This is a genomic window from Amnibacterium sp. CER49, from assembly GCF_029846255.1.
Taxonomy (GTDB): domain Bacteria; phylum Actinomycetota; class Actinomycetes; order Actinomycetales; family Microbacteriaceae; genus Amnibacterium.
Genome location: NZ_JARVWQ010000002.1, coordinates 710,919 through 728,164, shown reverse-complemented (window position 1 = coordinate 728,164; position 17,246 = coordinate 710,919). Strand labels below are relative to the sequence as shown.

At 71.3% G+C, this 17,246-nt stretch carries 13 protein-coding genes and 2 rRNA genes; all 15 read left to right on the top strand.

What is annotated here, in order from left to right:
* The first annotated feature begins 409 nt into the window (after positions 1-409).
* The 15 genes from QDR37_RS13425 to QDR37_RS13355 all read left to right on the top strand — a co-directional run bounded on the left by QDR37_RS13425 (position 410) and on the right by QDR37_RS13355 (position 17,245).
* A 23S ribosomal RNA gene (locus tag QDR37_RS13425) occupies positions 410-3,518 on the top strand.
* Between the two features lie 93 nt (positions 3,519-3,611).
* Positions 3,612-3,728 (top strand): 5S ribosomal RNA (gene rrf / locus QDR37_RS13420).
* 1,293 nt (positions 3,729-5,021) lie between these two features.
* Positions 5,022-5,873, top strand: a complete 852-nt coding sequence (locus QDR37_RS13415; RefSeq protein WP_279714293.1) for a hypothetical protein — start codon at positions 5,022-5,024, stop codon at positions 5,871-5,873.
* Positions 5,873-6,892 (top strand): HAD-IIA family hydrolase, encoded by a 1,020-nt coding sequence (locus QDR37_RS13410; protein ID WP_279714292.1) that lies wholly within the window; start codon positions 5,873-5,875, stop codon positions 6,890-6,892. The genes QDR37_RS13415 and QDR37_RS13410 overlap by 1 nt, the downstream gene beginning before the upstream one ends.
* A gap of 5 nt (positions 6,893-6,897) precedes the next feature.
* Positions 6,898-7,029 (top strand): hypothetical protein, encoded by a 132-nt coding sequence (locus QDR37_RS13405; protein ID WP_279714291.1) that lies wholly within the window; start codon positions 6,898-6,900, stop codon positions 7,027-7,029.
* A complete protein-coding gene (locus QDR37_RS13400; RefSeq protein ID WP_279714290.1) occupies positions 7,026-7,835 on the top strand; it encodes a TlyA family RNA methyltransferase in 810 nt (269 codons plus the stop codon). Before QDR37_RS13405 ends, QDR37_RS13400 begins: the two co-directional genes overlap by 4 nt.
* Entirely contained in the window at positions 7,832-8,761 is a 930-nt protein-coding gene (locus tag QDR37_RS13395; RefSeq protein WP_279714289.1) for an NAD kinase, read from the top strand. The genes QDR37_RS13400 and QDR37_RS13395 overlap by 4 nt, the downstream gene beginning before the upstream one ends.
* Positions 8,758-10,488, top strand: a complete 1,731-nt coding sequence (recN, locus tag QDR37_RS13390; RefSeq protein ID WP_279714288.1) for a DNA repair protein RecN — start codon at positions 8,758-8,760, stop codon at positions 10,486-10,488. The genes QDR37_RS13395 and recN overlap by 4 nt, the downstream gene beginning before the upstream one ends.
* Before the next feature lie 49 nt (positions 10,489-10,537).
* On the top strand, positions 10,538-12,253 hold the full coding sequence (locus QDR37_RS13385) for a CTP synthase (RefSeq protein ID WP_279714287.1): 1,716 nt from the start codon (positions 10,538-10,540) through the stop codon (positions 12,251-12,253).
* Positions 12,246-12,944, top strand: coding sequence for an NUDIX hydrolase (locus QDR37_RS13380; RefSeq protein ID WP_279714286.1), 699 nt, complete (start codon positions 12,246-12,248; stop codon positions 12,942-12,944). The genes QDR37_RS13385 and QDR37_RS13380 overlap by 8 nt, the downstream gene beginning before the upstream one ends.
* A gap of 21 nt (positions 12,945-12,965) precedes the next feature.
* The gene (gene xerD, locus QDR37_RS13375) at positions 12,966-13,865 is read left to right on the top strand and encodes a site-specific tyrosine recombinase XerD (RefSeq protein WP_279714285.1); all 900 of its coding nucleotides are present in this window, start codon (positions 12,966-12,968) and stop codon (positions 13,863-13,865) included.
* Positions 13,866-14,026: 161 nt separating this feature from the next.
* Entirely contained in the window at positions 14,027-14,917 is an 891-nt protein-coding gene (locus tag QDR37_RS13370) for a ParA family protein (RefSeq protein ID WP_279714284.1), read from the top strand.
* A gap of 49 nt (positions 14,918-14,966) precedes the next feature.
* Positions 14,967-15,770, top strand: coding sequence for a segregation/condensation protein A (locus QDR37_RS13365; RefSeq protein ID WP_279714283.1), 804 nt, complete (start codon positions 14,967-14,969; stop codon positions 15,768-15,770).
* Positions 15,763-16,440 (top strand): SMC-Scp complex subunit ScpB, encoded by a 678-nt coding sequence (gene scpB, locus QDR37_RS13360; RefSeq protein ID WP_279714282.1) that lies wholly within the window; start codon positions 15,763-15,765, stop codon positions 16,438-16,440. The genes QDR37_RS13365 and scpB overlap by 8 nt, the downstream gene beginning before the upstream one ends.
* Positions 16,430-17,245 (top strand): pseudouridine synthase, encoded by an 816-nt coding sequence (locus QDR37_RS13355; RefSeq protein WP_279714281.1) that lies wholly within the window; start codon positions 16,430-16,432, stop codon positions 17,243-17,245. Before scpB ends, QDR37_RS13355 begins: the two co-directional genes overlap by 11 nt.
* Position 17,246: the final 1 nt, after the last annotated feature.

Below are 17,246 nucleotides of genomic sequence, written 5' to 3'. Positions count from 1 at the left end.
GCCAGGCAGGCCACTGCCGAGCCGTTCGTGCTCGGGTGGCTGCTCAAGGGTGGAACATTGACGATGAGTCGCCGGGATGCCGGCGTCCTGCCAGTACGAGCCGCTTCGGTGGTTCTGGAAGAGAGGGCGCTGCTGTCGTGGTGGCGTGTGCACGCTGTTGGGTCCTGAGGGATCGACGCCGCTGGAGCTCGGGAACGGGTGCGGGCGGTTCGGGACCTCGGACCTCGTCTGGTCCGGCTTCGGCCGGGTCCGGGTGGGGTGCCGACCGTAGGTTGAGAACTACATAGTGGACGCGAGCATCTGAACCCGCGCGGCGCTTCTTCGGGAGTGGTGTGGCGGGTTCGAACAGCAATTTTGGTCGAGCTCGGATCTCGTCTTCGGACGGGGTTCGGGCACGATTCTCATGCGTGGTCAAGTTTTCAAGAGCAAACGGTGGATGCCTTGGCATCTGGAGCCGAAGAAGGACGTAGCAATCTGCGATAAGCCTCGGGGAGCCGATAAGCGGGCTTCGATCCGAGGATGTCCGAATGGGGAAACCCCGCCAGGTGCAGCGATGTGACCTGGTGACTCCCGCCTGAATGTATAGGGCGGGTAGAGGGAACGTGGGGAAGTGAAACATCTCAGTACCCACAGGAAGAGAAAACAACAGTGATTCCGTGAGTAGTGGCGAGCGAAACCGGAAGAGGCTAAACCGAGTCACGTGTCAAGCCGGCAGGCGTTGCGTGTCCGGGGTTGTGGGACTCCGCTTGATGGTCTGCTGAGCCGTCGGGCGTATGTGGTGCGGTGTAGACGAACGGTCTTGAACGGCCGATCAGAGAGGGTGTCAATCCCGTAGTCGAAACATCGCTCCCGCGTCGTGGAGCACCCGAGTAGCACGGGGCCCGAGAAATCCCGTGTGAATCTGCCAGGACCACCTGGTAAGCCTAAATACTCCCAGATGACCGATAGCGGACAAGTACCGTGAGGGAAAGGTGAAAAGCACCCCGGGAGGGGAGTGAAATAGTTCCTGAAACCGTTTGCTTACAAACCGTCGGAGCGATCCTTGTGGTTGTGACGGCGTGCCTTTTGAAGAATGAGCCTGCGAGTTAGCGATATGTGGCGAGGTTAACCCGTGAGGGGGAGCCGGAGCGAAAGCGAGTCCGAACAGGGCGAGTGAGTCGCATGTCCTAGACCCGAAGCGAAGTGATCTACCCATGGCCAGGTTGAAGCGACGGTAAGACGTCGTGGAGGACCGAACCCACCAGGGTTGAAAACCTGGGGGATGAGCTGTGGGTAGGGGTGAAAGGCCAATCAAACTTCGTGATAGCTGGTTCTCTCCGAAATGCATTTAGGTGCAGCGTTGCGTGTTTCTTGCCGGAGGTAGAGCTACTGGATGGCCGATGGGCCCTACAAGGTTACTGACGTCAGCCAAACTCCGAATGCCGGTAAGTGAGAGCGCAGCAGTGAGACGGTGGGGGATAAGCTTCATCGTCGAGAGGGAAACAACCCAGACCACCGACTAAGGCCCCTAAGCGTGTGCTAAGTGGGAAAGGATGTGGAGTTGCATAGACAACCAGGAGGTTGGCTTAGAAGCAGCCACCCTTGAAAGAGTGCGTAATAGCTCACTGGTCAAGTGATTCCGCGCCGACAATGTAACGGGGCTCAAGCACACCGCCGAAGTCGTGGGATTCGCATTAGTGACAGGCCTTCGTGGTCCAGTCGTGCGGATCGGTAGGAGAGCGTCGTGTGGCGGGTGAAGCGGCGGAGGAATCCAGCCGTGGACGCCACACGAGTGAGAATGCAGGCATGAGTAGCGAAAGACGGGTGAGAAACCCGTCCTCCGGAAGACCAAGGGTTCCAGGGCCAGGCTAATCCGCCCTGGGTAAGTCGGGACCTAAGGCGAGGCCGACAGGCGTAGTCGATGGACAACGGGTTGATATTCCCGTACCGGCGAAGAACCGCCCCAGTCAATCCAGTGATGCTAAGAGTCCGAAGCCTCCGGTGCCCCTTGTGGGTGCTGGGGGTGGAGCACTCGACCCGAACTGGTGCGGCTAGCGTATTAACAGGTGTGACGCAGGAAGGTAGCCGAGCCGGGCGATGGTTGTCCCGGTCCAAGGGTGTAGGGCGAGGCATTGGCAAATCCGTGCCTCATACAGCCTGAGACCTGATGGGTACCCCTCACGGGGGAAATCGGTGATCCTATGCTGCCGAGAAAAGCATCGACGCGAGGTTCCAGCCGCCCGTACCCCAAACCGACTCAGGTGGTCAGGTAGAGAATACCGAGGAGATCGAGAGAATCGTGGTTAAGGAACTCGGCAAAATGCCCCCGTAACTTCGGGAGAAGGGGGGCCGGAGCCGTGAACGGACTTGCTCCGGGAGCGGTGATGGCCGCAGAGACCAGTGGGAAGCGACTGTTTACTAAAAACACAGGTCCGTGCGAAGTCGCAAGACGATGTATACGGACTGACGCCTGCCCGGTGCTGGAAGGTTACGAGGAGGGGTCAGCCGCAAGGCGAAGCTCTGAATTTAAGCCCCAGTAAACGGCGGTGGTAACTATAACCATCCTAAGGTAGCGAAATTCCTTGTCGGGTAAGTTCCGACCTGCACGAATGGCGTAACGACTTCCCAACTGTCTCAACCACGAACTCGGCGAAATTGCACTACGAGTAAAGATGCTCGTTACGCGCAGCAGGACGGAAAGACCCCGTGACCTTCACTACAGCTTGGTATTGGTGTTCGGTGTGGCTTGTGTAGGATAGGTGGGAGACTGTGAAGCGGGCACGCCAGTGTCCGTGGAGTCGTTGTTGAAATACCACTCTGGTCATTCTGGATGTCTAACCTCGGACCGTGATCCGGTTCAGGAACAGTGCCTGGTGGGTAGTTTAACTGGGGCGGTTGCCTCCTAAAGAGTAACGGAGGCGCCCAAAGGTTCCCTCAACCTGGTTGGCAATCAGGTGTCGAGTGTAAGTGCACAAGGGAGCTTGACTGTGAGACTGACAGGTCGAGCAGGGACGAAAGTCGGGACTAGTGATCCGGCAGTGGCTTGTGGAAGCGCTGTCGCTCAACGGATAAAAGGTACCTCGGGGATAACAGGCTGATCTTGCCCAAGAGTCCATATCGACGGCATGGTTTGGCACCTCGATGTCGGCTCGTCGCATCCTGGGGCTGGAGTAGGTCCCAAGGGTTGGGCTGTTCGCCCATTAAAGCGGTACGCGAGCTGGGTTTAGAACGTCGTGAGACAGTTCGGTCCCTATCCGCTGCGCGCGTTGGAAGTTTGAGAAGATCTATCCCTAGTACGAGAGGACCGGGATGGACGAACCTCTGGTGTGTCAGTTGTTCCGCCAGGAGCACCGCTGATTGGCTACGTTCGGACCGGATAACCGCTGAAAGCATCTAAGCGGGAAGCCGTCTTCAAGATGAGACTTCCATGCCCCTCGAGGGTGTGAGGCTCCCAGTAGACGACTGGGTTGATAGGCCGGATGTGGAAGCACCGCAAGGTGTGGAGCTGACCGGTACTAATACGCCGACGACTTCACCACACATGGTTCAAGAAAGCTGTTGTGTGCTCGCGTCCACTCTGTGGTTCCCGACCGACGGTCACGCACGTGATCCCGTCACAGGGTCGAGAGCGTTACGGCGGCCATAGCGAGAGGGAAACGCCCGGTCACATTCCGAACCCGGAAGCTAAGACTCTCAGCGCCGATGGTACTGCGGGGGCGACCCCGTGGGAGAGTAGGACACCGCCGGACATCATTCAACGACGAGGCCGACTTCGATTCCGAAGCCGGCCTCGTCGTGTTTTCCCACCAGAACAGTGCTTGCGGAGGCGGAACGTGGCCGACGACGACGACCAGCAGCCGGATCGGCCGCGCCGGAACGAGCGCGGCGACCGTCCCGACGACCGCCGACCCCGGCGCGACGACCGAGGCAGCAGCGACCGGGGCGCGTCAGGCGGCGCGCGAGGTGGCTCATCAGGTGACCGTCGCCCGTACTCCGGCAGCTCCGGTCGCCCCACCGGCGGCTTCCGCGATGACGTCCGCCCCGGCGAGCGACGCCGCTTCGGTGACGAGCGTCCCGGCGGCCCGCGCGAAGGCGGCGAGCGGCCGCGACGCGACGCGTTCCGCCCTCGTGACGACCGCGGTGAGGGCTCCCGGCCCGGCGGCGATCGGGGTGGGCGCCAGGGGTACCGCCCACGTGACGATCGCGGCGGGCAGGAGGGCTACCGACCCCGTGATGACCGCGGCGAGGGCTCCCGGTCCGGCGGTGACAGGGGATCCCGCGAGGGTTTCCGTCCGCGCGACGACCGCGGGGCCCGAGAGGGCTTCCGACCGCGCGATGAGCGTGGTGGGCGTGAGGGGTTCCGTCCGCGTGACGACCGCGGACCGCGCGAGGGCTACCGCGGCCGTGATGACCGCGGCGAGGGCTCGCGGCCCGGCTCCGAGCGGGGTCCGCGCGCGGGCTTCCGTCCCCGGGACGACCGGGGCTCTCGAGAGGGCTTCCGTCCCCGGGACGACCGGGGGTCCCGTGAAGGGTTCCGTCCGCGTGACGACCGAGGCGGACGTGAGGGGTACCGCCCCCGTGATGAGCGGAGCCCGCGCGATGAGCGTGGTCCTCGCGAGGGCTACCGTCCGCGCGACGAGCGTGGTGGGGGTGAGGGGTTCCGGCCCCGGGACGAGCGCGGCGGGCGCGAGGGGTTCCGTCCGCGCGACGACCGCGGGCAGCGCGAGGGATTCCGTCCGCGGAACGGTGCCGACCGGGGACGACCTGACCGCGAGGGTCGTTCGGGGGAGGGCTTCCGGCCGCGTGAGGGACGCTCGGACTCGCGCTTCCCGCGAGACGATCGAGGCGCCGGGGCGCCGCGGGAGGCCTTCCGCCCTCGTGACGACCGCCGCTCCGGAGGGTTCGACGGGCCGCGTCGGGACAACGGCAGCCGGCACGTCGCGCGTCCCCGTGACGACGAGCGCCGGGCCGCCTTCGGTTCGGGGCCTGCGCACCGCGAGGACCACGGTCCGCGTCGCGACGAACCGCCGCTGCCCGAGGACGTGCGTGCGGACGACCTCGAACGCTCCGCCCGCGGCGAGCTGCGCACCCTGACGAAGGAGAACGCCGAGGTCGTCGCCCGGCACCTCGTGATGGCCGCCCGCATGCTCGAGGTCGACCCGGCGCTCGCGCACCGGCATGCGATGGCCGCAGCCGGACGCGCCGGCCGGGTCGCGGTGGTGCGCGAGGCCGTCGCCCTGACCGCCTACGGCGTGGGCGACTTCGCGCTGGCGCTGCGCGAGCTGCGCACCTTCCGCCGCATCTCCGGCTCCGACGACCAGATCGCGCTCATGGTGGACAGCGAGCGCGGCGTGGGGCGGCCGGATCGCGCCCTCGAGCTGGGCCGCTCCGTCGATCGCGGCACGCTGCCCGTCGAGGCCCAGGTGGGGCTCGCGATCGCGATGTCCGGCGCACGCCTCGACCAGGGCGACCCGCAGGCCGCGCTCGTCGAGCTGGAGCGGGCGCCGTTCGACCTCAACCGGGTGTTCGTCTGGACCCCGGCGCTGTACGCCGCGTTCGCCACGGTGCACGAGGAGCTCGGCGAGGCGTCCGAGGCCGAGCGCTGGCAGGCCCGTGCCGATCGTGCCGCCGAGGTCCTCGACGAGGCCGAGGCGGAGTCGGACGCCGTCGAGGTGCTCACCGAGCGCATCGAGGAGGCCGAGTCGGACGAGGACGAGCCCGACCTGGCCGAGACCGGTGACGAGGCCGTCGGCGGTCCCGCCGTGGGCGTCACGCCGGACGTCGCGGGCTCGGCCGAGGCCGAGGGGACCACGCCCGAGCCGACGGCCGCCGAGCTGCCGGACGACGGGAACGAGCCGCAGCCCGAGGCGGTCCCGCGGCCCGAGGAGGGCTGATGGTTGCCTTCGGGCGACGGCGCGAGCAGCGGGCGCCGCTCGACGGCGCCGACGTGCTGCTGCTCGACCTCGACGGTGTCGTCTACCGCGGGAAGCACGCGATCCCGCACGCGGTCGACGCCCTCACCGCCATCGCCGCCGACGGCACGCGCGTCGGGTACATCACGAACAACGCGTCACGGCGTCCCGAGACGGTCGCGGAGCAGCTCCGCGGGTACGGGCTGCAGGTCGGGACGGACCAGGTCGTCACGTCGCCGCAGGCCGCCGTCCGCATGCTCGGGGAGCGGCTGCCGGCGGGCGCGCGCGTGCTCGTGATCGGCGGGGACGGGCTCACCACCGCCGTCGAGGGCGCGGGCTTCGCTGTCGTGACCTCCGCGGACGACGCCCCGGACGCGGTCGTGCAGGGCTTCTCGCCCGACCTCGGCTGGAAGGACCTCGCCGAGGCCTCGTTCGCCCTGGCCGACCCGGACCGTCTGTGGGTGGCGACGAACACCGACTGGACCATCCCGGTGGAGCGCGGGATCGCGCCCGGGAACGGCACGCTCGTCTCCGCGGTGCACTCGGCGGTCGGCCGGCTGCCGGTCGTCGCGGGCAAGCCCGAGCGGCCCCTCTTCGACACAGCCGTCGAGCGCTTCGGAGCGGGATCGCCGTTCTTCGTCGGCGACCGTCTCGACACCGACATCGCGGGCGCGAACGCGGCGGGCATGCCGTCCGCGCTCGTGCTCACCGGCATCGACGGGCCGAAGCAGCTGCTCGCGGCGCCCGAGCAGGCCCGCCCGCCGTTCGTGCTCGCCGACCTCCGGGGGCTCACCGAGCCCTACCCGGAGGTCCGGGAGACGCGCGACGGGCATCGCGTCGGCGACGCGGTGGTGCGCGTCCGAGGGCGGGCCGTCGAGATCGCCCGCGACGGCGATCCGCTCGACGTGCTCCGCGCCGCCGCGCTCGCGGTCTGGGGCTCGGGCACCACCGCGTACGCGCTCGACATCCCCGGCGCCCTGCTCGAGCCGCCGGTACGCTGACGCCCGTGGCCGACCCCGTCCTCCCGGTGCCGGCGATCGAGGCCCTCCCGGTCCGCGAGCGCGCCACCGCCTACCTCGCCGTCCACGACGCGCTGCTCGGTCGCCTGCAGGACGACGAGGACGACCCGCGCGGATGACGAGCCGTCTCGACGTCGCCCTCGTCGCGCGCGGCCTCGCCCGCTCGAGGAACGCGGCCGCCAGGGCGATCGCCGAGGGGCGCGTCACCGTCACCGGCACCGTCGTCACGCGACCGTCGGCCCCGGTCGCGGACGACGACGACCTCGCGCTCGACGGGGCGCTGCCCGTCAGCCGCGCGTCCGGCAAGCTCGAGGCCGCGCTCGACGCCTTCCGGCTCGATGTCACCGACCGGCTCGCGCTCGACCTCGGCGCGTCGACCGGCGGCTTCACCGCGGTCCTGCTCGCGCGCGGCGCCCGCCGTGTGGTCGCGCTCGACGTCGGCCGCGACCAGCTCGTGCCCGAGCTCCGCGCCGACCCCCGCGTCACCGTGATCGAGGGGGAGAACGCCCGCGATCTGACCGCGGAGCGGCTCGCCGTCCTCACCGCCTCGAGCGAGCAGCCCGGCGTCGTGGTCGCCGACCTGTCGTTCATCTCCCTCACGCAGGTGCTTCCCGCGATCCGCCGCACCGCGCCGGACGCCGAGGTCGTGCTGCTCGTCAAGCCGCAGTTCGAGGTCGGGCGCACGGGTGTCCAGGCCGGCGTCGTCCGCGACCCCGCCGCCCGGACCCGCGCCGTCCGCGCCGTGCTCGACGCCGCCTGGACGCTCGGCCTCGGCACCGCCGGCATCCTGCCCTCCCCGGTCGTGGGGATGCACGGCAACCGGGAGGTGCTGGTGCTCCTGCAGCCGGGGTCCGGACGGCATCCCGCAGAATGGGAGGGCCCTCTCGCCCGTGCGACGGGCGAGGAGGACGGGAGGCACTCGTGACGCATGAGCCCCGGCACGTCCTCGTGATCGCGCACACGGGCCGTGCCGAGTCGCTCGACGCCGCCCGCACGGTGCTCGAGCTGCTCGTGTCGGGCGGCGTCACCGTCGTGCTGCCCGAGCGCGAGCGGCACGACCTCGGCGCGGTCGCACCGCAGGCGTCGTCCGCGGTGCTGCTCGGCGCCGACGTCGCCGTGCGCGATCTCGAGCTCGTCGTCGTCCTCGGTGGCGACGGCACGATCCTGCGCGCCGCCGAGCTCGTCCGCGGCACGGCCGTGCCCGTGCTCGGCGTCAACCTCGGCCACGTCGGGTTCCTGGCCGAAGCCGAGCGCGACGACCTGCGCGACACCATCCGCCGCGTCGTCCAGCGCGAGTGGGACGTCGAGGAGCGCCTCGCGCTCGAGGTGCGCGCGCTCGAGGACGGCCGGATCGTGCACACCGACTGGGCGCTGAACGAGGTGACGGTCGAGAAGGCGTCGCGCGAGCGCATGCTCGAGGTCGTGGTCGAGATCGACGGGCGCCCCCTCACGAGCTTCGGCTGCGACGGCATGGTGGTCTCGACGCCGACGGGGTCCACCGCGTACGCGTTCTCCGCCGGCGGTCCCGTGATGTGGCCGACGGTCGACGCCATCCTCACCGCGCCGCTCTCCGCGCACGCCCTGTTCGCCCGTCCCGTCGTCGTGCCGCCCACCTCCGTGGTCGCCATCGAGGTGCTCCGTCGTACCGAAGGCAGCGGCGTGCTCTGGTGCGACGGCCGGCGCATGCACGACCTGAAGCCCGGCGCGCGCGTCGAGGTGTCCGCCTCGGATGTGCCGGTGCGGCTCGCCCGCCTGCACAGGGACACCGATCGCTTCACAGATCGACTCGTGCGCAAGTTCGACCTGCCGGTCTCCGGCTGGCGCGGGCCCGCGGAGGACCGCCAACGATGATCGAGGAGATCGGCATCCGCGGCATCGGCGTCATCGAGCGCGCGACCCTGCCGCTCGGCCCCGGCTTCACCGCGCTCACCGGCGAGACGGGCGCGGGCAAGACGATGGTCATCACGGCGCTCGGGCTGCTGCTCGGTGGCCGTGCCGACTCGGGCATGCTCCGGCGCGGCGCCGCGAACGCCGTGGCGGAGGCCCGCTGGCTCGTCCCGTCGGGCGGCTCGCTCGCCGCCCGCGTCGACGAGCTCGGCGGCGAGCTCGAGCCGGTCGACGACGGCCGCGCCGAGCTGCTCGTCAGCCGCACCGTCACCGCCGAGGGCCGCAGCCGCGCGAACGTCGGCGGACGGGGCGTCCCGGTCGGCGTGCTGCAGGAGCTCGCCGACGACCTCGTGGCCGTGCACGGGCAGTCCGAGCAGCTGCGCCTCAAGTCACCCGCCGCGCAGCGCGAGATGCTCGACCGCTTCGCGGGGCCGCAGGTCGCCGACCTGCTCGAGCGCTACACGGGCGTGCACCGGCGCTTCCAGGAGGACCGGGCCGAGCTCGAGCTGCTCACCGCCGAGCGCGACCAGCGCGCCGCCGAGGCCGATGAGCTGCGGGCCGCGCTCGCCGAGATCGAGGGCGTCGCGCCGCAGCCGGGCGAGGATGAGGAGCTCGCCGCGCTCGCGGAGCGGCTGAGCGCGCAGGACGAGCTGCGGCTCGCCGCCGCCACCGCGCACGAGGCGCTCTCGAGCGAGGACATCGGCGCGCTCGATGCGCTGAGCCTCCTCGTCGAGGCCCGCCGAGCGCTCGAGCGCCACGCGGACCTCGACCCTGAACTGGCCCGCATCGCCGAGTCGGTGGCCGAGGTCGCGACCCTCGCCGCCGACGCCTCGGCCGAGCTCGCCTCGTACCTCGGCGGCCTCGATCCCGACGCGCCCGGCCGCCTCGAGCTCACCCAGCAGCGCATCAACGAGCTCGCCGTGCTGCTGCGCCGCTACGGCCCGACGCTCGACGACGTGCTCGCCTACGCCGAGACCGGATCCGTCCGCCTGCTCGAGCTGGACCAGGACAGCGACCGCATCGAGGGCCTCGGCGAGCAGGTCGCCGAGGACGAGCGGCTCGCGAACGACCTCGCCGACCGCCTCTCCGCCGCCCGGCAGGAGGCCGCCGCGCGCCTCGGTGAGGCGGTCACCGCCGAGCTCGGCGACCTCGCCATGGGGAACGCGGCGGTGCTCGTCGACGTGCAGAGCCGCGAGGAGCTCACGTCGACCGGTCGCGACGCGGTGCAGCTGCTGCTGCAGTCCTACCCGGGCGCCGAGCCGCGGCCGATCGCGCGCGGGGCGTCGGGCGGCGAGCTCTCGCGGGTCATGCTCGCGCTCGAGGTCGTGCTCGCGGGCGCCGACCCGGTTCCCACGTTCGTCTTCGACGAGGTCGACTCGGGCATCGGCGGCGCCGCCGCCATCGAGGTCGGCAAGCGCCTCGCCCGGCTCGCCCGCTCGTCGCAGGTGATCGCCGTGACGCACCTCGCGCAGGTGGCCGCCTTCGCGACGAACCACCTGCGGGTGCTGAAGGACGCCGATGGCGGGGTCACCGCCTCGACCGTGGAGCAGCTCGCCGGCGACGCCCGCGTGGCCGAGATGGCACGCCTGCTCTCGGGACTCACGACGAGCGAGTCGGCGCTCGCGCACGCGCAGGAGCTGCTCGACCTCGCCGACGAGGCGGCGCGTCCAGCACCTCGCACCGGCCACTGAGGGTCGTCGCGGCCTGGCGGTGTCCGTGGCGCCGGTACAGTGGAGATCCGTGGTCGACGCCCCAGCATCAGCGCCCGGCAGGACGACGAAGCACATCTTCGTCACCGGAGGAGTCGTCTCCTCCCTCGGGAAGGGGCTGACGGCCGCGAGCCTCGGCAACCTGCTCACGTCGCGGGGTCTCCGTGTCGTGATGCAGAAGCTCGACCCGTACCTCAACGTGGATCCGGGCACGATGAACCCGTTCCAGCACGGCGAGGTGTTCGTCACCGACGACGGCGCCGAGACCGACCTCGACATCGGGCACTACGAGCGGTTCCTCGACATCAACCTGAGCCAGGCCGCGAACGTCACGACCGGGCAGATCTACAGCCAGGTGATCGCGAAGGAGCGCCGGGGCGAGTACCTCGGCGACACGGTGCAGGTCATCCCGCACATCACCGACGAGATCAAGCGCCGCATGCGGCTGCAGGCGAACGACGACCCGCAGCCCGACGTGATCATCACGGAGATCGGCGGCACCGTCGGCGACATCGAGAGCCAGCCGTTCCTCGAGTCCGCGCGCCAGGTGCGGCACGAGCTCGGGCGCACGAACGTGTTCTTCGTCCACGTCTCGCTGGTGCCCTACCTGCCGACATCGGGGGAGCAGAAGTCGAAGCCGACGCAGCACTCCGTGGCCGCGCTGCGCTCCATCGGCATCCAGCCCGACGCGCTCGTGCTGCGCTCCGACCGGCCGGTGTCCGAGGCGAACAAGCGCAAGATCGCGCTCATGTGCGACGTCGACGAGGAGGCGGTGGTGAACGCCACCGACGCCCCGTCGATCTACGACATCCCGATGATGCTGCACGAGCAGGGCCTCGACGACACCATCGTCGAGGCGCTCCGGCTCGAGGCGGGCCCCGTCGACTGGACGCGCTGGAGCACCGTCGTCCGGGCCGTCCACGAGCCGCGGCACGAGGTCGTCATCGGCCTCGTCGGCAAGTACATCGACCTGCCCGACGCCTACCTGTCGGTCACCGAGGCGCTCCGCGCCGGCGGCTTCGCCCAGGAGACGACCGTGCGGCTGAAGTGGGTCACGAGCGACGACTGCGAGACGCCCGAGGGAGCCGCGCGCCTGCTCGGCGACGTCGACGGCATCTGCGTGCCCGGCGGGTTCGGCGTGCGCGGCATCGAGGGCAAGCTCGGCGCGCTCCGCTTCGCCCGCGAGAACGGCATCCCCGCCCTCGGGCTCTGCCTCGGCCTGCAGTGCATGGTCATCGAGTACGCGCGCAACGAGGCCGGGCTGCCGGACGCCTCGTCGACCGAGTTCGACCCGGACACCCCGTTCCCGGTCATCGCGACGATGGCCGAGCAGGTCGCCATCCTGTCGGGCGGCGACCTCGGCGGCACGATGCGGCTGGGGCTGTACCGCGCCGACCTCGAGGAGGGCTCGCTCGCCCGCGACCTCTACGGAAGCGCGGCGATCGACGAGCGGCACCGCCACCGCTACGAGGTGAACAACCACTACCGCGACCGGCTCGCGGGCGCCGGGCTCGTCTTCTCCGGCACCTCGCCGGACCACCGGCTCGTCGAGTTCGTCGAGCTGCCCCGCGACGTGCACCCGTTCTACATCGGCACGCAGGCGCACCCCGAGCTGCGCAGCCGCCCCACGCGAGCGCATCCGCTGTTCCGCGGGCTCGTCGGCGCCGCCCTCGAACGGCAGCGCGCGAGCCGGCTGTTCGAGGACGAGGCGGCCGAGACGCTCGAGCGGGTGGCCGCGGATGCCTGAGACGGGTACGAGCGATCCGACGGCGGTCGCTCCCGTCGAGACCGGGCCCATCGCGGACGTCCCCGAGCACCCGCGCGTGGTCGAGCGGAGGACGCTGCACTCGGGCCGCGTCTGGGACGTCGTCGCCGAGACCTTCGAGTACAACGGCGCCACGATCACCCGCGAGGTGCTCGTGCACCCCGGCGCCGTCGCCGTGCTCGCCCTCGACGACGAGGAACGGGTGCTGCTCATCCGCCAGTACCGGCACCCCGTCCGCGCCCGCGAGTGGGAGATCCCGGCCGGCCTGCTCGACGTCGACGGCGAGCCGCCGCTCGAGGCCGCGCAGCGCGAGCTCGCCGAGGAGGCCGACCTCGCCGCCGAGCGCTGGGACGTGCTCGCCGACTTCCTCAACTCGCCGGGCGGCAGCGACGAGACGATCCGCATCTACCTCGCCCGCGCCGTCTCCGCCGTGCCCGCGTTCGAGCGGACCGAGGAGGAGGCCGACATCGAGGTGCGGTGGGTGCCGCTCGACGAGGCGCTCGACGCCGTGCTCGCGCGCCGCGTGCAGGCACCGTCGCTCGTCGTCGGCGTGCTCGCGGCCGCCGCGTCGCGCGCCCGGGGCTGGGACACGCTCGCGCCCGGCGACGAGCCCTGGCTCAGGCACCCCAAGGCCGGCGGCCCGCCCTGGGTGCTGCAGGACGACCCGTCCTGACCCGACGGTGCTGACACGACCGTGCTGATCGGCACCGCCGCCTCGCGGTTCCTGCGGCACGTCGCCGTCGAGCGCGGCCTCGCCGACAACACGCTCGCGGCGTACCGGCGCGACCTCGCCCGCTACGAGGCGCACCTCGCCGACCTCGGGCGCACCGACATCGAGCAGGTCACGGACGAGGACGTCTCGGGGTTCCTCGCCGCGGTCCGTCGCGACGACGGGATGGCCGCGACGTCGGCGGCGCGGATGCTCTCGACCGTCCGCGGGCTGCACCGCTTCCTCGCCGAGGACGGCGTGGTGCGGGAGGACGTCGCCCGCGAGACCGCGCCACCGAAGCAGCCGATGCGGCTGCCCAAGGCGATCACCATCGACGAGATGGCGCGCCTCATCGCCGCGACCGACGGTGACGACCCCGTGCTGATCCGCGACAAGGCGCTGCTCGAGCTGCTCTACGCGACCGGCACCCGGGTCAGCGAGGCGGTCGGCCTCGACGTCGACGACCTCAGCACCGGCGAGCTCGTCCGGGTGCTCGGCAAGGGCGGCAAGCAGCGGCTCGTGCCGCTCGGCAGCTACGCCCGCACCGCCGTCGAGGGCTACCTGACGCGTGTGCGGCCGGTGTTCGCCGCCCGCGGCGCCGCGACGCCGGCGCTGTTCCTCGGTCCGCGGGGCGCCCGCCTCTCACGGCAGGGCGCCTGGCTCGTCATCCAGGCCGCGGCGGAGCGCTCGGGCCTCACGGCGCACGTGTCGCCGCACACGTTCCGGCACAGCTTCGCCACCCACCTGCTGCAGGGCGGCGCCGACGTGCGCGTCGTGCAGGAGCTGCTCGGGCACGCGTCCGTCGCGACGACGCAGCTCTACACGCTCGTCACCGCCGACACGCTCCGCGACGTGTACACGACCTCGCACCCCCGGGCGCGCTGACCGCGCGGGAGGGCGGCGAAGGGAGCCGAACGGGCGGGTCTACCAGAGCCGTTGCGGCGGGTCGCGGCGCCGCGCGGCGAGCCTCCCCGAACGGGGGGCGAAGGACTCCTAGTGTCGTTCCCCGATCGAGCCGCCCAGAAGAAGACCAAGGACGTCGGGACATGACGCACGCACCCACCCTCGAGCCCGTACGGCTCGCCGTCGACACCGACCAGCCGCTCGGCCCCACCGGGCGCCCGAAGCGCGAGTTCCCGACCCCGCCGGCGCTGCGCGCGCACGGCCCCGCCCGCGTCATCGCTCTCTGCAACCAGAAGGGCGGCGTCGGCAAGACGACCTCGACCGTCAACCTCGGCGCCGCGCTCGCCGACTACGGCCGCAGCGTGCTGCTCATCGACTTCGACCCGCAGGGCGCGCTGTCCGCGAACCTCAAGGTCGAGACCGAGGACGTGCCGACGATCTACGACCTGCTCGTCGGCTCCGAGCGCGACCCGTCGCTCGCCATCCAGCAGACGCAGATCCCCGGCCTTGACATCATCCCGGCGAACATCGACCTGTCGGCCGCCGAGGTCTACCTCGTCAACGAGGTCGCCCGCGAGCACGCCCTCTCGCGCGTGCTGCGCCACGTGGTCGACCGCTACGACGTCGTGCTCATCGACTGCCAGCCGTCCCTCGGGCTGCTCACCGTGAACGCGCTCACCACCGCGCACGGCGTGCTCATCCCGCTCGCCTGCGAGTACTTCGCCCTGCGCGGCGTCTCGCTGCTCGTCGACACGATCGACAAGGTGCGCGATCGCCTGAACCCGCACATCGCCCTCGACGGCATCGTCGGCACGATGTACGACCCGCGCACCCTCCACTCGCGCGAGGTGCTCGACCGCGTCGTCGAGGCGTTCCAGGGCGATGTGCTCGAGACCGTGATCAGCCGCACGGTGAAGTTCCCGGACGCCTCCGTCGCGCGGGAGCCGATCCTCGAGTACGCGCCGGAGCACAGCGCGGCGCACGCGTACCGGCAGCTGGCCTGCGAGCTGGTGGCGCGGGGGTCGGTCGTCTGAACCGCTGCTCCGGCGCGCGGTCGTCCGACCCGGGCGGTAGGAACGTCGTATGAGAAGCGGCGGGGACCAGGAGGTCCCCGCCGCGTTCCGTGTCCGGGTGGGCGGCTTCGACGGTCCCTTCGACCTGCTGCTCGACCTGCTCGGCCGACACGAGCTCGAGGTGACCGAGCTGTCGCTGTCGCAGGTCACCGACGAGTTCCTCGCGCACCTCGGGACGCTCACGGACGGGGACCTCGACGAGGCGAGCAGCTTCCTCGTCGTCGGCGCCACGCTGCTCGACCTGAAGATCGCGGGGCTGCTGCCCGCCGGGGAGGTCGTCGACGCCGAGGGCGCCGCGCTGCTCGAGGCGCGCGACCTGCTGTTCGCCCGGCTGCTGCAGTACCGCGCGTACCGCGAGGCGACGACCTGGTTCGCCGACGCGCTCGCGGTCGAGGCCGCTCGCCATCCACGACCCGGGGGGCTCGACGAGCGGTTCCGGCCGCCTCCGCCTCCCGCCGACCTGCCCGTCGACGTCGCCGCCTTCGCGGCGCTCGCCGCCGCCGCGCTCGCCGAGCGGCCGGTGCCGCAGGTCGCGCTCACCCACCTGCACGCAGCGCCCGTGAGCCTCCGCGCGCAGGCCGCGGAGGTCGTCGCGGCCCTGCGCCGAGCTGGCAGCGTCTCGTTCCCCGAGCTCGTCGCGGGGGAGGAGACGCCGGTCGTCGTCGCCCGCTTCCTCGTCGTGCTCGAGCTGCACCGGCTCGCCGCGCTCTCGTTCGAGCAGCTGGAGCCCCTCGGGCCCCTCCTGCTGCGCTGGAGCGCGCCAGACTGGGACGACACGGTGCTGATGCGGCTGGGAGGCGCGGACGATGACTGAGCGGAGGATCCCGCAGGAGCCGGTCGCCCTGCTGCTCGCGGGGCTGCTCGCCCCCGAGCCGCCTGCGACGCCTGCCCTCGACGGCCCGGGGGATCGGCAGCCCGTCCAGCGGCCGCACCTCGCCGAGGTCGACGCCCGTATCGAGGCGGTCCTCGCCGTCGCCGACGAGCCCCTGCCGCTGCCGTCCCTCGCCGCGGCCGTCGACCGGCCGGTCGCCGTCGTGCGCCAGGCCGTCGAGCGGCTCCGCGACGACTACGACGGCCGCGGCGGCGGCCGCCGCCGCGGCTTCGAGCTGCGCGAGGTGGCGGGCGGCTGGCGGCTCTACGCCCGGCCCGAGCACGACGAGACGATCCGCGCCCTCGCCGACGCCGAGGCGCCCGCCCGACTGAGCCAGGCCGCGCTCGAGACGCTCGCGGTCATCGCCTACCGGCAGCCGGTCACCCGTGGCCAGGTCGCGGCGATCCGCGCCGTCTCGGTCGACTCGGTGCTGCGGACGCTCGTCGCGCGCGGCCTCGTCACCGAGGTGGGCCGGTCGGAGGAGACCGGCGCCGTGCTCTACGGCACGACCGGCGCGCTGCTCGAGGCGCTCGGCATCCGCTCGATCGGCGAGCTGCCCCCGCTCGCCCCGCTGCTCGCCGGTGCGGAGGCGGCGCACGCGCATGCCGGCTGAGGACGAGGGCGTGCGGCTGCAGAAGGTGCTCTCCGCGGCGGGGGTCGCATCGCGGCGCGCGGCGGAGCTGCTGATCGTCGCGGGACGGGTGCAGGTCAACGGCCGCGTCGTCACGGAGCTCGGCACCCGCGTCGACCCGGCCGTCGACCACGTCGCCGTCGACGGCACCGCGGTCGAGGTCGATCCGAGCCGCCGCACCGTCATGCTGAACAAGCCGACGGGTGTCGTCAGCTCGCTCGCCGACGAGCAGGGCCGGCCCGACCTGCGCCGGTTCACGTCCGCGTACGAGGAACGGCTGTTCAACGTCGGCCGCCTCGACGCCGACACCTCCGGGCTGCTGCTGCTCACGAACGACGGCGAGCTCGCCCACGTGCTCGCGCATCCGTCGTTCGGGGTCGAGAAGACCTACGTCGCGCTCGTTCGCGGGCAGGTGCAGCCGCGCACCCTCGCCCGGCTGACGGCGGGCGTCGAGCTCGCGGACGGCCCGATCGCGGCCGACCGGGCCCGCATCCTGCCGGGCGGCAGCCGCCCGGGCGCGACGCTGCTCGAGGTGACGCTGCACTCCGGGCGCAACCGCGTCGTGCGCCGCATGCTCGACGAGGTCGGGCATCCCGTCGAGGAGCTCGTGCGGCGCCGGTTCGGTCCGCTCTCGCTCGGCGACCTGCCCGTCGGACGCACCCGCGACCTCACCCGCGACGAGCTCGGCGCGCTGCTCACGCTCGCCCGGCAGGCGCCGCACGAGGGCGGCCGTCCGGCGCCGGGAGAGCGCCGTCCTCCGCGGAAGCCGGGGCGGACGAGGCCCTGAC

Excerpts from the sequence above, each read along its gene's own strand:
- QDR37_RS13370 (WP_279714284.1), top strand. The coding sequence starts at position 14,027 with ATGACGCACGCACCCACCCTCGAGCCCGTACGGCTCGCCGTCGACACC.
- QDR37_RS13355 (WP_279714281.1), top strand. The coding sequence starts at position 16,430 with ATGCCGGCTGAGGACGAGGGCGTGCGGCTGCAGAAGGTGCTCTCCGCG.
- recN (WP_279714288.1), top strand. The coding sequence starts at position 8,758 with ATGATCGAGGAGATCGGCATCCGCGGCATCGGCGTCATCGAGCGCGCG.
- QDR37_RS13400 (WP_279714290.1), top strand. The coding sequence starts at position 7,026 with ATGACGAGCCGTCTCGACGTCGCCCTCGTCGCGCGCGGCCTCGCCCGC.
- QDR37_RS13380 (WP_279714286.1), top strand. The coding sequence starts at position 12,246 with ATGCCTGAGACGGGTACGAGCGATCCGACGGCGGTCGCTCCCGTCGAG.
- QDR37_RS13365 (WP_279714283.1), top strand. The coding sequence starts at position 14,967 with ATGAGAAGCGGCGGGGACCAGGAGGTCCCCGCCGCGTTCCGTGTCCGG.
- scpB (WP_279714282.1), top strand. The coding sequence starts at position 15,763 with ATGACTGAGCGGAGGATCCCGCAGGAGCCGGTCGCCCTGCTGCTCGCG.
- QDR37_RS13410 (WP_279714292.1), top strand. The coding sequence starts at position 5,873 with ATGGTTGCCTTCGGGCGACGGCGCGAGCAGCGGGCGCCGCTCGACGGC.